This window comes from Armatimonadota bacterium (assembly GCA_029907255.1).
Lineage (GTDB): Bacteria > Armatimonadota > UBA5829 > DTJY01 > DTJY01 > JAIMAU01.
In genome coordinates this window covers 22,951-37,286 of the sequence record JARYMF010000014.1, presented here as the reverse complement: position 1 = coordinate 37,286, position 14,336 = coordinate 22,951, and the positions used below count along the sequence as shown (strand labels likewise).

Annotated in this window: 13 protein-coding genes; all 13 read right to left on the bottom strand. The window is 47.2% G+C overall.

The window, feature by feature from the left end:
• Positions 1–34: 34 nt before the first annotated feature.
• On the bottom strand, positions 35–1,222 hold the full coding sequence (locus tag QHH26_11745) for an LL-diaminopimelate aminotransferase (protein ID MDH7482628.1): 1,188 nt from the start codon (positions 1,220–1,222) through the stop codon (positions 35–37).
• 30 nt (positions 1,223–1,252) lie between these two features.
• Positions 1,253–2,095, bottom strand: a complete 843-nt coding sequence (dapF, locus tag QHH26_11740) for a diaminopimelate epimerase (GenBank protein MDH7482627.1) — start codon at positions 2,093–2,095, stop codon at positions 1,253–1,255.
• Positions 2,082–2,351: an RNA chaperone Hfq gene (gene hfq, locus QHH26_11735; GenBank protein MDH7482626.1), complete on the bottom strand. Its 270-nt coding sequence runs from the start codon at positions 2,349–2,351 to the stop codon at positions 2,082–2,084. The genes dapF and hfq overlap by 14 nt, the downstream gene beginning before the upstream one ends.
• 51 nt (positions 2,352–2,402) lie before the next feature.
• The gene (miaA, locus tag QHH26_11730) at positions 2,403–3,338 is read right to left on the bottom strand and encodes a tRNA (adenosine(37)-N6)-dimethylallyltransferase MiaA (GenBank protein ID MDH7482625.1); all 936 of its coding nucleotides are present in this window, start codon (positions 3,336–3,338) and stop codon (positions 2,403–2,405) included.
• 317 nt (positions 3,339–3,655) lie between these two features.
• Positions 3,656–4,942, bottom strand: a complete 1,287-nt coding sequence (locus tag QHH26_11725; protein ID MDH7482624.1) for an MFS transporter — start codon at positions 4,940–4,942, stop codon at positions 3,656–3,658.
• A gap of 49 nt (positions 4,943–4,991) precedes the next feature.
• Positions 4,992–5,876, bottom strand: coding sequence for a M48 family metallopeptidase (locus QHH26_11720; GenBank protein MDH7482623.1), 885 nt, complete (start codon positions 5,874–5,876; stop codon positions 4,992–4,994).
• Between the two features lie 56 nt (positions 5,877–5,932).
• Complete coding sequence (locus tag QHH26_11715) at positions 5,933–6,502, bottom strand: LemA family protein (protein MDH7482622.1); 570 nt, start codon at positions 6,500–6,502, stop codon at positions 5,933–5,935.
• A 164-nt stretch (positions 6,503–6,666) separates the two neighbouring features.
• On the bottom strand, positions 6,667–7,485 hold the full coding sequence (locus QHH26_11710; protein MDH7482621.1) for a TIM barrel protein: 819 nt from the start codon (positions 7,483–7,485) through the stop codon (positions 6,667–6,669).
• 17 nt (positions 7,486–7,502) lie between these two features.
• A complete protein-coding gene (locus QHH26_11705) occupies positions 7,503–9,374 on the bottom strand; it encodes a sodium:solute symporter family protein (protein ID MDH7482620.1) in 1,872 nt (623 codons plus the stop codon).
• A 44-nt stretch (positions 9,375–9,418) separates the two neighbouring features.
• Positions 9,419–10,513 (bottom strand): uroporphyrinogen decarboxylase family protein, encoded by a 1,095-nt coding sequence (locus tag QHH26_11700; GenBank protein ID MDH7482619.1) that lies wholly within the window; start codon positions 10,511–10,513, stop codon positions 9,419–9,421.
• 9 nt (positions 10,514–10,522) lie between these two features.
• The gene (locus QHH26_11695; GenBank protein ID MDH7482618.1) at positions 10,523–11,875 is read right to left on the bottom strand and encodes an MFS transporter; all 1,353 of its coding nucleotides are present in this window, start codon (positions 11,873–11,875) and stop codon (positions 10,523–10,525) included.
• Entirely contained in the window at positions 11,872–13,077 is a 1,206-nt protein-coding gene (locus tag QHH26_11690) for a PmoA family protein (GenBank protein MDH7482617.1), read from the bottom strand. The genes QHH26_11695 and QHH26_11690 overlap by 4 nt, the downstream gene beginning before the upstream one ends.
• The gene (locus QHH26_11685; GenBank protein ID MDH7482616.1) at positions 13,067–14,305 is read right to left on the bottom strand and encodes a Gfo/Idh/MocA family oxidoreductase; all 1,239 of its coding nucleotides are present in this window, start codon (positions 14,303–14,305) and stop codon (positions 13,067–13,069) included. Before QHH26_11685 ends, QHH26_11690 begins: the two co-directional genes overlap by 11 nt.
• Between the last annotated feature and the right edge of the window lie 31 nt (positions 14,306–14,336).

Genomic DNA, 14,336 nt, shown 5'->3' with positions numbered 1-14,336 from the left:
AGTATGCCTACTATTCGCATGTGCAAACAGACCCCTACCAGCGTATCGTTATATTTTTCCTAATTCTTTCTATGGCTTCGGCGACACGTTCGCCATCGGAATCACCGCTCACAGTAAGGGAAAACCTCACGAAACCCTCACCGTATTCGCCATAACCAACACCAGGTACTACGAGAACACCAGCTTTCTCAATCAGTGTGTTCCTAAATTCAACAGACGTATAACCTGGCGGCACTGGCACCCAAACATATAACGTTGCCTTTGTCTTTGGCAAGCTCCACCCAAGACTATTTAATCCATCTATAAGAATATCCCGCCGCTTTTTATACAAGGCTAAAGTGTCAGGAACACCGTTCAAATGATTAAGTGCATATGCTGCCGCACGGTCAATCGCCCCAAACTGTTTCGAATCAACATATGATTTCAGCTTACTTAGGCCCTTTATTATATCTGGATTGCCAGCTGCCCAACCGATTCTCCAACCCGTCATGTTGTAGGTCTTCGAAAGCGAATGTATTTCAATTCCTACATCCTTTGCACCAGGCGCTTGCAAGAAACTTGGCGCGCGATAGCCATCGTAAGTAACCTCTGAATATGCGGCATCATGGCAAACAATAATATCGTAACTCTTCGCAAAAGCCACCACATCGGCGAAAAATTCAAGAGTAGCGGTTGCGCTTGTTGGGTTATTTGGATAATTGATATAAAGCAGTTTCGCCTTCCGCGCTACGTCTGATGGTATGGCAGAAAAATCAGGAAGAAAGCCATTCTCAGCCAGGAGCGGCATTGTGTAAGGCGCCCCACCGGCAAGAGCAATATTTATCTTGTATACCGTATATCCAGGGTCAGGAACTAATCCTATATCTCCTGGGTCAATAAATGCCCATGCCAGGTGAGCGAGTCCTTCCTTTGACCCAATAAGTAATAGTACTTCACCCTTATCTGCGTCGAGACCCACGCCAAACCTTCGTCCGTACCACCCTGCAACCGCATTTATAAATTCGGGTAATCCATAGTCCGTTTCATCGTATCTATGGGTAGTAGAGTCCATAGCAGCTTTGGCTAATTCTTCAATAATAGGACTCGGAGTCGGCTGATCAGGGTCTCCTATCCCAAAATCTATAATATCCCCCCATTTTTCGAGAGCTTGCGCCTTCAATTTCGCAACCTCTCCAAATAGATAGGGTGGTATGCTTTGAAGTCTCTTTGCGAACTCTACCATTGCCTGTTTGTCCCACTTTCCAATGCCGATTTAATACATATATTTGCCCACAAAAACTTCCTCGGCGGGGCCTGTCATAAATATTTCGTCATTTTCCTGCCAATCAATGAATAAGTTTCCGCCAGGCAAATGCACTGTAGCCCGCCGTTCACACAATCCGTTCAGCACCCCCGCCACAACTGAAGAACAAGCACCGGTTCCACATGCCATCGTCATACCCGCACCGCGCTCCCAAACACGCATTTTCAGCTCTGTCGGACCTATTACTTCCACAAACTCGACGTTAGTACCCTGCGGGAACACGGGATGCTTTTCAATCTTAGGGCCAAGCGTTTCAACAGGAACCTCGTCTGTTGATTGCACAAAGACAACGCAGTGTGGGTTGCCCATCGAGACACATGTAATTTGCAAACTTTCGCCTTCGACATCAAGCCGCCGGTTGACAACTTCACCTTCATAGCCGATGACAGGAATATCCTCTGCCCGAAGGCGCGGCTTGCCCATTCCGACTGTTGCCCCAATTGCTTTCCCATTTTTTACTTCAAGCTGGATTGTTTTAATACCCGCAAGGGTCTCTATTTCCGCCGTTTCGCCTACCATACCACGGTCATAAAGATATTTTGCGAAAACACGAATTCCATTGCCGCACATCTCAGCCTCGCTTCCATCGCGATTAATGAGACGCATTCGATAGTCGGCAATCTCTGAAGGCAGGACAAGTAAAAGCCCATCCGCACCTACGCCAAAATTCCTATCGCAAATGCGAATGGCAAGGTCTTTTAGGTCAACATCGGGTATGCCATTTGTAACGGAATCGGCAAGAACAAAGTCATTGCCGATTCCGTGCATTTTTACAAACTCAAGCTTCCGCATCCTGTTCTTCAGACGTTTCCTTTTGGGACTCTTGTTGTATGGTTACCTGCCTTGAAGGTACTACCGAAGCAATTGCATGCTTATATACAAGCTGTGTGGGTTTGCCAGGACTGTCCAGCATTATAGTAAAGGCATCAAAGCCGCGCACAACCCCCTTAAGTTGCACGCCACCAATCAAATAAATGGTTACTGGAACGTTTTCTTTGCGCACCTGGTTGAGAAACAAATCCTGCAGGTTTACCGGTCCCTTGTTCATCACGTTTATCCTCCGTACCTAAATGGGGCTCCCCCTAGCATTACACGTAGACTAGACTTTTGCCTTTAGCAGGCCAATAACCTTCTCGGCAACTTGCGATGGACTGAGTCCTTCAACATCTATCCAATGTATGCTTTTATCCGCACGAAACCAGGTAAATTGCCTTTTTGCAAATCGCCTAGTATCTCGCTTCAGCAGCTTAATAGCGGTTTCTAAATCATATTCGCCGCGCAAATATCCTGCAACTTGCTTATACCCCAAACCTTTCATCGAGGGTAGATCAGGACTATAATTCTTCTCCAAAAGTGATCGGACTTCCTCTATAAGTCCAGCTCTGATTTGCTCTTCAACTCTTTCTTCAATACGAGCATAGAGGGTAGGCCTGCTCAAGGTAAGGCCAAATAGCTTAAAATCATAAAGCGCTTTGTACTCACTAGCAATCCCATGAAAATGCGATATTGGCATTCCAGAAATTACATAAACTTCGAGTGCCCGAATTATTCTTTTAAGGTCATTTGGATGCAGTCGGCTTGCCGTAATCGGATCAATTGCTCGAAGACGTTCAAGTAAGTATTCATTTCCATACTGTGCCGCTTCAGCTTTTAACTGCTCCCGAAGCATCCGGTCGGGTCCTATGCTTGGAATGCTTAAACCACCTGTGAGCGCTTTTATGTAAAGCCCAGTGCCGCCAACAACCAAAGGCATTTTTCCTCGTGACAGAATATCTGCAATTGCTTCCTCTGCCAACCGCTTGAACTCTGCAACACTGAATTCCTCATCTGGCCAAACAACGTCAACTAGGTGAATCCGAACTCCGCCAAGTTCCTCTGGTGTCGGCTTCGCAGTCCCAATATTCATTAACTTGTAGACTGCCATCGAATCAGCGGAGATAATCTCCCCATCCAAGCGCTTTGCAAGCTCAATCCCGACGGCAGTTTTTCCCGTTGCCGTGGGACCAACGATTCCAACCACCAAACCATGCTTCACAATTGCCCCTCCGGCAACCTGTCGTATACAAGCCTAGTATACCCGCACAGTATAACATAAAAAGCCCGCTTCCGCAATCGCATCGTATTAGCAGCTAGTAATTGAAAACAACTACGCTAAATAGAAACGGTCTGTCGGAAAGTTAACCCAAGGGATAAATACATATACAAACCTGCATCTCGAGCTTTAATCGTACTTTATTTCGCAACACGCCTTACTAATTTTCCCAAAAACAAAGAATTTCAGAAGCTTAGGCTTAGAATTCGAACTAGGGCTCTACGGTATGCCAATACCAAATCAGCGCTGGCTGCTGAATGTTAGTAGAGCATATCATCTTTCTTGCTTTTTAATCCCAATGAAAGAAGGAGGGCAATTAGCGCAGCCAGCGCTGTCAAAACAAATGCAGCACAGTATGATAATTCCTGAGCTATTACGCCGCCGAGAAGGGGATACAGCATTGCCGGTGTATTCGCAGTGTTCATCAACCCAATTAACCCCCGCCGTTCCTTAGGTTCGGAAATCTCGAGAAGGAAGTTCGTTATACCAATCCACGAGCTTCCCAAGAGTCCACCAACCACTAGGAAAACGAATCCAAACGCCCATGCCTGTGCGCCACCAACCACAAGAGCCATGGCAGGCGCTGAAATACCTAGTACAAGGGTCAATATTATTGCGATCTTTGGCCCTCTATGGTCGCTGAGATAACCTGTTACCAATGCAGCTAGAATACTTCCTATCGTCTGCACCAGAAGAAAAATACCAACCATTTCCCCAGTGACTTTGGATGTTTCTTTCGCATATAGTATATAAAATGGAAGCGAAAGCCCACTTAGCCCTGCTAGCATTTGCACTGCAATCAGCCGCTTAAGCTGGCTATGTTCCTTGAGGGTATTGCCCAGCTTGCCGATATACTCAAGAAAGCCGCCGTCATAATCATCGGTGGGCCCTTCCGGCTCACGAACAGCAGAAAGACTAGCTAAACTCATCCAGAAGAAAAAAGCCGATACAGCCACTAGGACAGCAAAATTTGTTGGATAATCTGGTCCTTTTTCCGAAAGCATTCGGCTCACGAAAACACCAACCAGTACTCCTAATATGCCTCCGACTACCTGCATCAATCCGAACAATCGCCCACGCAACCGTTCGGGAATCGTCTTAGCAACCAAGTCGGTCCAAGAAACCCCCACCCCACCCTCTGAAAACCAAAACGCCGTATACATTGCAACAAAAGCCCAGAGCATGAGTACTTTATCTCCACTGTTTGCAAAGAAAAGAATTATTGCAAAGAAAGTTACGGCAATTCTCGAAATTGAGGCAACCTTAATAAGGAAACCTTTGTGGCGCGTCCGCTTCCGAAGATAGTGAGCACTCCAGAGCTGGGGGATGAAAACACCCGCAGGGCGAATAGCCATCAATGCGCCAATCAGCATAGGGGACTTCGTAAGTGTCGCCAAGAAAGTGGGAAGAACGGTTTGAGAATCAATTAACGCAAGACCACAAAAATAGAAAATGGCATCCATCGAGAGAAGGCAAAAACTTCTCCTGACCTCTCGCTGGTCATGCTCAAACCCAATGTTTTTTGTTGCTGCTGTCCTTTCATACATTTGGGCGCTTAATATTTGGCGCTCAACATTTTAAAATTAAACATCAAGATTACATGCTTCTCAAGCGGCGAATGCGTTCCTCAATTGGCGGATGTGTGCTGAAAAGATTGTTTAGCCATCCTCCATAGTCGCGCAGAGGATTGTAGATATACATATGGGCAGTTGCTTTATTTGCTGCCTCGAGTGGTTCTGTATCTGATGCGATTTTTTCAAGAGCGCTTGCCAAACCTTCTGGATATCGAGTAAGCAATGCCCCCTGAGCATCGGCAAGAAACTCCCGCCTCCTTGAAATAGCAAGCTGCATCAAAAGAGCGATTAGAGGTGCAAGTAAAGCGGCAATCAGCGCAATTGCCAACACCAAAGGATTCCCACCCGATCCGCGGTTTCTATTACGGCGAATAAAGCCGAACCGCATGCTCCGAAGCAACCAATCGGATATTAAGACAACCGTGCCAGCAAGAACCGCGACCAGCGCCATTAGGCGAATATCGAATCCTTTTATATGTGCCATCTCGTGGCTAATAACTCCCTCTAGTTCAATACGGTTCAGTTTTTGCATCAAACCTGTTGTCACACAAATTACTGCGTGTTCAGGGTCTCTGCCGGTCGCAAATGCGTTTGGTGCGGTGTCATCAATGACATAGATCTTTGGGACAGGAATTCCGGCTGCAATCGCAAGACCTTCAACGGAGTTAATTAGAAAGGCATGTTCCTCTTTAGTCGCTGGCCGCGCATTAGACATCGCAAGCACAATCTTGTCACTATAGTAGTAACTACCTATGCTGCTCACGATGGCAAAAACAAGCGCAAGTGGGAGAATCTCAGGATAGCCAGTGGTCTCTGAGAATAAATACCCCAGCCCGCAAATCAATAAGATGAAGGCGAATATTAGTAAGTATGACCTGCGTATATTCGAAGCAATTTGCTCATACATGGGACAATAATTAGTAATGGATAAGCCTTTATTTAAGCAACACTCCTCGCCTTCTATCAAAACTTGACTTGAACGGGCTCACGTGCGGCTTCTTCCATAGGGAAGTATTCTCTTTCGGTGAAACCAAATGCCTTTGCAAAAAGATTGGCCGGAAACGACTGGATGAGCGTGTTGTAAGCCATCACAGTATCGTTGTAGAATTGGCGGGCATACGCAATCTTGCTCTCTGTCCCCGACAACTCCTCCTGTAACATCATAAAGTTCTGGTTCGCTTTAAGATCTGGATACGCCTCAGCAACCGCAAAAAGAGATTTGAGAGCCTGGGTAATCATATTTTGCGCCTGCCCTTGTTCTGCGATAGTTTGCGCTGAAGCCATTGCGGCCCGAGCTTCGGTTACTTTTGTGAAAACCTCCTTCTCATGTGCCGCATAGCCTTTCACAGTCTCGACGAGATTTGGGATTAAATCATATCTCCGACGAAGCTGGACGTCAATTTGCGACCAGGCATTGTTAATCCTATTTCGCAAAACAACTAATCGGTTGTATAGATACACCAGCCAAAGAATTATTAGGCCGGCTACGCCCAATACTGCGATGATCACTATCGTTGCCGCTGAAATCATCATGTGCTTAGCTCCTTCTAGCAGGCCATTGTGCACCCGCTCGCACAATTATACCCATCTATGGTCGAGGATGCAAGCTACTGAGTGGTGCCGATAATTTCGACAAGCATAAAAAGCGTTCGTGAATGCCAACCATTGCCACCGTGCAATTGTTAAAGCTACTTTGCCTAAGCAAGGAGATTTGCCCAATAATCTAATGACTTTCTGCAGGCGGGAATAATTTCCTCGGCCTGCATTCCACACCAAGCCGGCACTAACTCGATGGTGGAAACGCCATTGAAGCCTATTTCTCGCAGTACTTTGGCAGCAGTCGCAAGGTCGGCATTGGGCGCATAAGGCGGAGCATGTTGGTCCTTTGTTCCATCGTTGCTGTGAACGTGCAACTCCGCTATTTCATATGGGATACCTTTGAGATATTCCTCGACCGCCCCTGCTTTGAGTGGTTGTGGGTTATGTCTTGGCTCCCGTAGGCGAATATTCATATGGCCAAGATCCACTAAAATGGCAAGATGAACGTGTTTTTCAGCTAATTCTTTCATGCGCTCTGCTTGCCAAGGGAAAATCGGGCAGTCTTCTAATAGAACGCGCACCCCAGTTCCCGAAAAGATTGAGAGAACCATGTCCAGGATGCCTAGTATGGGCTGGGGGTCGGCACGGTAAATTCCCTCAGCAATTGCTACATGTGGAGTATCATATGATGCACATTTGATTCGGCCGGTGCGCTTTTGCCATTTCACCATTCTCTCGGCATGGGCAACAATCGTGGATTCATCGGCAACTTTGGACACCAAGCTGCCGTGAAACGTTAACAAAAGGTCATGCTCATCGGCGATCTTGCTTATCTCTCCTTCTTCTTCCTCAGTTAGAAAATCGAGGTCCCTATTGTTTATGCTTACTGCGTTATAGCCCATTTCTGCGAAAGTTCGCACCCTTTCGCAAAGTGTGCCCTCGCCAAAGTTCCACGTTGCTATGCCAATTCTCGACATCAAAGCTCTCCAAAAATTCACGCGCCTATCCGTGAAATTCCCCACAGAATACCCAAAACAATAAGTGAAAATGCAAGCGCCACAAAGAATCCGCCAATGTTTACCAATCGCGGATGCTTGAGCTCCCACGGATGCCCTTCGCTGTGTCCTGCGTATACGACCTCAACGCCTGCTTTTCGCAATTCTTCTTCTCGTCCAACCGGCGTTTTAAGAAGAAGATAGAATTCTTCCAACTTTCGTTTATCTTGGTGGCTGGGGAAAACCATTCCAACCAACAAAGCAAGTATTGCAGCACACAAACAATTGGTCATCATGAGAGCAACCTTATTGAAATCCATAAACGTTCCAAAACCAAGCTTTAGAGGGAAAACGATTGCCCAGGAAATTGCAACCATGCCAAACCAAATGAGTGCGGGCAATCTGCTTCTTGTTCTGTCAGCAACAATACTTCCGATAATTAATGCAACTATACCTGCGGGCAGAAAAGACAATCCCAAGTTTTGGAGCATACTCTTATCTGCGTAAATGCCTACAACCGCAGGTGCAGAAGGCCAAAAGTTTTTAATCGCGCCGCCAGCTGGACCAAGAACCAACCAAATTACAGCCATGACGGCAAAAGATACCCATGTGCCAGTAGCATTAGTTCTCCGCCACAATACCCCAAACCACATAAATATGCCAGTAAGCGTTGATACAGCCCAGTTTATCACTAAAGCCTGAGCCACACCTGATACGCATAGCGCAAAAATGACGCCGATTGCAACAACTATCAAACCTATCCAACGCGCCAAACACAGAAGCTGCCGGTCGTCGGCATTTGGATTGATGTGCTCTTTGTAAATATTCCGCGCCAGCAGAGCCGACGACGCCACCATAAACGCACTCAATGTTGACATCTGTGCCGCCAGAATTGCGGCAAACATCAGCCCTGTAAACCCAGCAGGCAGGAGCACCCGAATCGCTGTTCCAAAGGCCGCCTCTCTTTCCGCCCCGAGCGGCGGGATGCCGTGCGGCATTGTCACCAAGCCAAGCACTATGACGCCTGTAAGCGCCCACCCTATAGCGCAAAACCGCTTTACAAAGTTGCCATATGTGAATCCTACACGCCCCTCAAATTCCGTCTTACCCGTCGAGCAAACCTCCATAATATGAGGCTGAGAAACAATGCCAATTAACATCATAATCGAGCCCGTAATAATCCAAGGTATTGTAAGCTCGGTTGGTGCATGAAGACTGAACTTATCTGCGCTAAGAAGTTCATGAAGGCGTGAAAATCCTCCAACTTTAACCAAACCAAATGGGACGAGAAGCAAAGACATTACGACAATCAGCAGTCCTTGGATTGATTCCGTCACAACCGTTGCAACTAACCCACCTGCGAGCCCGTATGAAACGAATACCGCCGTCATAGCGGCAATTGCAACCCACTCCGGCACTGCGCCTTGGGTGACAGCATGTGCAAGGGTACCAGTTGCTTTAAGCATCATCCCCGTGTAAAGCGCAAAGGTAATAACGCCCATTACCGAATATAAGAGCGCCATTTTTCTTCCAAAACGCACCTTAAAAAAGTCTGCAGTAGTTATAAACCGCGAGCGCCTAAAAAACGGCGCAATAATCCAATAAAAGGGCGTGACAAATAAATAAACGAAAGTATACCAAATTCCTGAGAGGCCGTGCTTGTATGCCGCACCGGTGACAACAACTGGGTCATCTGCATGCGTCCCAGTTCCAAGAGCGTGCATCATCATCAGCCATTTGCTGAACTTCCTGCCTCCTGCAAAGTAGTCGCCTGAACTCTTTATCTTTACGGCTTGGTAAATTCCGATGCCGCCTATGCCAATAAGATAAGCAAGCACTACTATGAGGTCGAATATGGTGAAGTTTTCCACTTATTCCTCCTGAACTTTGATTTCCTGGTAAATCCTTTCTTGCTTCAGTATCGTCCATACTCCATGTACGCATGGAGGAGTGCAAGGACATTCTCCACTGGCGTATCTGCTTGGATGTTGTGCGCCGTACAAAGAATATAACCTCCACCAGGCGCAAGTGCCTCGATTCTGTCCTTGACTTCCCTCCTTACGTCCCCAGGCGTACCAAAGGGGAGCGTTCTTTGAACAGAAATTCCTCCGTGAAATGCCAGTTGGTTCCCGAACTCAGACTTCAGTGTTCTTGGGTCCATATCTGCCGCTTCCGGCTGGAGCGATTGAAGCACGTCGAGGCCGCGCTCAATCATTAGGGGTATTATTTGCCGAACAGAGCCACAAGTATGATGAATTACACGGAGACCATATGCTTTTGCAAGCGAAATATATTTAGAAAAACCCTTGCCAAGAAACTGTGCCCACATCTCCGGCGAAACCAACGGTCCATTCTGTGAGCCAAAGTCGTCGCCCATAAGAAGAATGTCTATTTTGCCTTTTGCCGCTTCGAATATTCTTTCCGCATATTCGCAATAGAAATCGCAAATCCTTGCGAAGATTGCTTCAGCTATTTCAGGAGAAACACCCATGTCAATAAAAATTTCCTCGACTCCGCGGAGGTACATCGCAGGCTTGAGCTGTGCCAAACGATTCATGCGGTCTCCCATAAATACGACCACTCGTCCTTCATTGCGAATCTCATCGCATTGTTTTTCGATTTTGCTATAATCAAACCAATCAGGCGAAGGCCAGTGGTCATAGGCATAAACATCTTCGACAGAATTAGCAAAGGCAAGAGGAGACCAGGCAACCTCCTTATATGTTTCCTGTCCACCAGGCGTTGGTACAGTTACTGTTGAACGCCGAACACCCCAGATGTCTTCATCTGTGCCATCGGAGAATGTTCTAAGCGGTGGGCCAATATATCGAGGTCCTTCGATGTACCGCAAGTCAATATTGTATGAGTCAAGAAATGCCTTTTCGTCTATCCTAAGATAGCTGAGGATTTTTTTCTTGAAACCGCTAGACATCCAAAAGTCAATCGGCACTCTGTCCGGTTGCTCAAAATTCAATGCGCGAAATACGCGCTCTCGCGAATCCATTTTCATTTCAAATCGCTATTCTTCCTTTGCTGGAACGGCATTCCACTTGGGCAGCAAGAGTGCGCCTGCAACAAAAGAACACGCTGCCAGGCTATAAAATAACGCCCCCCAACCAAATTTTTCAGAAATTAACCCAGGTAACGAGCCGCCCAGTACGGCCCCCGCGGACCCAAAGCCATTGATTAAGCCAACGGCTGTAGAAGCACCTCTCTTGGTTCCAAAATCCACAGCGGCAGTCGCCACGAGAATGGAGTCTGGGCCAAACAAAAGAAAGCCGATTGCGAAAAGCATTAGCCCCATTACAAAGGGACTTCCACTATGCGTAAGAACATCAAAAAGACAGGTGATAATAGCGAGAATTACGAGGCTTATTACACAAATTGGTATCCGCCTAGCGTTGAAAAGCTTGTCTGATGCATAACCAGCAAACAACACTCCTAGAGGACCCGCTGCCATAAATAAAGCACTTATCAAAGCCGACTCGCCCATTCCCTTTCCGAGTTTCTCTTTTACCATGAGAGGTCCCCAAAGAAGAAGTGCATAGCGTGCCGGCTTCAAAAGAAAATAAACCACCGCAAGGCGAAGAACCATTAGGTTCTTAAAAGCATTGCATATACCTTTCCAGGCGCTTTCCTTGTCTTCGACATTTTCTTTTGGTGTGGCCAAACCTGTTGAGCATTCGCAATGATATTCCTCAATTCCCACTAAGCCAACGTCCTCTGGCTTGTTTCTTTGGAAAGCCAAAGCCAAAAACCATATAAGAAGGAAAGTTGCTGCCGGGATAAAAAATGCGTAACGCCAATTTGTGAAGTGTTCAGCCATATATCCCGCAAAAGGTGTGGCAACCATTGGACCAATAGAGTAATTCGAACACCACCACCCATAAATTCGGCCACGCTCTTTCTGCGAGAACCAGCATCCGATATTTTTCGTTAGCGGCGCCCATCCCGAAGCTTGGGCAATCCCCTGCGCAAATGAAAATATGCCAAAAAGCAAGATAACCGATGACACACCCATCGCAAATCCAGCCACGATGGAAAGCAGGATACCAGTAAGTACAACCTTACGACAACCAAACCTATCGCCTGCTACTCCCCAAATGAACTGACCAATGGCATAAGCAATCAGATACGCAGCATCAACCATGCCAAGCATGCTCTTGCTGACATGTACAAGCGGATCTTCTAGTATTCCAGCTTTGGCGGCAGAAAACGACTGCCGAGTTAGGTAAAAACCTGCGTATGTGATCCAGGTAACCGCGAACGTTGTATAACGCCACCGCTCGTACCGCGAATTTTTTGATTGTGTCGCTTTTACAAACGGCTCTAATGGAGTCTCGACAGTACTACCTTCTTTATTTGCGGTCATTCTCCGACCTCTATTTTGGGTGGATTAGCATATGCGGAGTATGCGGCAGCAACGCCAGCGGAGTCAGGATCGCCTTTGTGAATAAAAATGCGGTATCGAAATGTAATTTCACCACCCGCTGGAATAGTATGGCTGCCATCTAGCTTTTTGTCATTTTTAAAATCGCGTAAGCCGAAGGGATTGGCGGCGAACAGGCCATAGGTCCTCACGTGCCAATAGGTTGGATGTCGGAAGCTAGATGGATGGTCAAAAACCGCTATCCCAACAGTTTTTCCATTGACTGGACCGTAATAATCACACCACTCCGCCTGCTTGCCCCAGGCACTACCATCTCTTTCTCCGCGCGAATTGAGAATGTGACCTTGCCCCTTATCAACATCCATGGAGGAGGCAACCCGAATACCCATTGTGCCTTCCTTTGTATCCCCAAACTTTACAGGACCTTCGGTAGCGCGAATTGTTATCTCAAAATCCATAAGCCTTCCGATAGAGGTATTGTAAAATCTGAGCTCGCGTCTGTCCTCACAGACTTTCTTTCCATCAGGACCTACCCAATCATTCAGGGAGCATATCTTTGCAAAGACAGGGCCGCTTTCCAGCGCCTCGAACTTTCGATGAACAATCTTGCCAGCTTCGGGCTTTTCGGACCAAAAGTCAACACCATTCACATCACCATGTGTAAACCAAAATGAGCGGTGATGAGGATGATCTGTCGTCTCTCCAGGCACAACCTGCATCGGGTAGTTGCGTGTAATTCGCCCACCGCTTGGACCAATTATTGGGTAGCAATATGGCTTGGGCGCACCCGTGTATATATAGCTAGTGAAGAGCGAACCACCTATCAACACTGCAACAGACCCTTCGGTATCCCTTAGGCTCACAAGCTTCCCTGGTACTGCAAACCTATCATCGACTTGGACCACTGTATAGGTTCGCCCTTCGCCTTTCTTGAGGTTGCGAACAATCCAAGTAATCCGCAAGCCCTCAGGAACGACTTCCGACTGGCAAGGGACAAGCTCCCCTTTGCTTGTTTTTAGTACTATAACTCCAGATATCTTGCCGGGATTTGGAATAAGCGCAGTGACAGGCACTTCGCTGTAATCCGTCTTTTCTGCCACGACAGATATTGTCTGCTTGCCAAATCCAGGTATTTCAAATGCAATTGTGAAACCTAATAATAGTAGGAATATGCTAGGTCTCATAGATTTTCTGCTCCTTTGGATCAAAGGTTACGCGTTTGCCTGTTCTGAGCGACCGAGCAGCCATGATTGCACAAACTGAATGTGCGTATCCATGAAATATACTCGCATTGGGAGTCTGCCGACTTCTAATACACTCGAGGAAGTTCTTCATATGGTTCACTCCGCCACTTGTTTGAATTACTATCTCTTCTTTGATTTTGTCTTTCCCGCTGCCGCCATCACCGGTGGCTTTCCAAGTAACCGTGTCAAATGTACCGTTTGTTCCATAGAAGTAGCACCCATTGCCCGACGTGTTGCCAAGACCTGTGCAATATCGAAGTATGAACCCCTTGGGGTACTCGAATAACGCATATATAGTATCCTCATGCTCCCTGCCATCCTTCCAGACGTAGTTTCCGCCATGGCACACGCAACTCGTAGGCAGGTAGTCATCCATAAACCAATGGACAACGTCAATCATGTGACTTCCTAGCAAGCCAACTGGTCCCAACGTGTAATCCCGGTAAAGCTGCCATTCTCGGAAGCGACTTGCATTGAAAGGACGCTTTTTGGCGCACATGAGAAACCTCTTCCAGTCCACGTCTTCGGGCTTGCAATTTGATACATCACCTTTTCGCCACCTAGGCGCGCAGTCGTTCCATGCCGCCTCCACGCGGCTAATTTTGCCAAGAGCGCCCGAACGAATAAACCTGGCTGCAGCAGCGTGTCGCCCATCGCTCCGCCGCTGAGTACCTACCTGCACAACGCGGCCTGTCTCTTTTTGCACTCGAAGAGATTCATTCGCCTGGTCAAGGAACATAGCCATGGGCTTCTCGACAAAAACGTCCTTCCCGGCTTTCATTGCGTCAATTAACATGCGGCAGTGCAAATGGTCGGGTGTTGCAATTAGGACAGCGTCAACGTCATCAAGTGCGAGCAAATCTTCGTAACCAGTAAACGCACGGGGCTTTCTGCCGTATTGTTTTTCAACGGCAGCCACGGCAGATTCGAGGTTTACCTTCCAAACGTCGCAGACTGCTGTAATCTCAAGGTTTAGTTCATCCGAATATCGCATTGCCTGCGCCATGTTGTCGCGTCCCTTGCCACCAGCGCCAATTACACCAATGGAAAGACGGTCATTTGCACCTATTGCCCTCGAATCCGCAAGCATAGTGCCCAATGCTAACCCGGCAATTCCTGATGCGGATTTTACGAGGAATTCTCGCCTCCCAATTTTACTATCGCTCATAAATTCCTCCTTAATATAATAAACTCATGAT

What these genes read in the sequence shown, in the direction of transcription:
- QHH26_11745 (MDH7482628.1), bottom strand. Translation starts at nt 1,222, where the DNA reads ATGGTAGAGTTCGCAAAGAGACTTCAAAGCATACCACCCTATCTATTT.
- QHH26_11710 (MDH7482621.1), bottom strand. Translation starts at nt 7,485, where the DNA reads ATGTCGAGAATTGGCATAGCAACGTGGAACTTTGGCGAGGGCACACTT.
- hfq (MDH7482626.1), bottom strand. Translation starts at nt 2,351, where the DNA reads ATGAACAAGGGACCGGTAAACCTGCAGGATTTGTTTCTCAACCAGGTG.
- QHH26_11690 (MDH7482617.1), bottom strand. Translation starts at nt 13,077, where the DNA reads ATGAGACCTAGCATATTCCTACTATTATTAGGTTTCACAATTGCATTT.
- QHH26_11715 (MDH7482622.1), bottom strand. Translation starts at nt 6,502, where the DNA reads ATGATGATTTCAGCGGCAACGATAGTGATCATCGCAGTATTGGGCGTA.
- dapF (MDH7482627.1), bottom strand. Translation starts at nt 2,095, where the DNA reads ATGCGGAAGCTTGAGTTTGTAAAAATGCACGGAATCGGCAATGACTTT.
- QHH26_11725 (MDH7482624.1), bottom strand. Translation starts at nt 4,942, where the DNA reads ATGTATGAAAGGACAGCAGCAACAAAAAACATTGGGTTTGAGCATGAC.
- QHH26_11700 (MDH7482619.1), bottom strand. Translation starts at nt 10,513, where the DNA reads ATGAAAATGGATTCGCGAGAGCGCGTATTTCGCGCATTGAATTTTGAG.
- QHH26_11720 (MDH7482623.1), bottom strand. Translation starts at nt 5,876, where the DNA reads ATGTATGAGCAAATTGCTTCGAATATACGCAGGTCATACTTACTAATA.
- QHH26_11685 (MDH7482616.1), bottom strand. Translation starts at nt 14,305, where the DNA reads ATGAGCGATAGTAAAATTGGGAGGCGAGAATTCCTCGTAAAATCCGCA.
- QHH26_11695 (MDH7482618.1), bottom strand. Translation starts at nt 11,875, where the DNA reads ATGACCGCAAATAAAGAAGGTAGTACTGTCGAGACTCCATTAGAGCCG.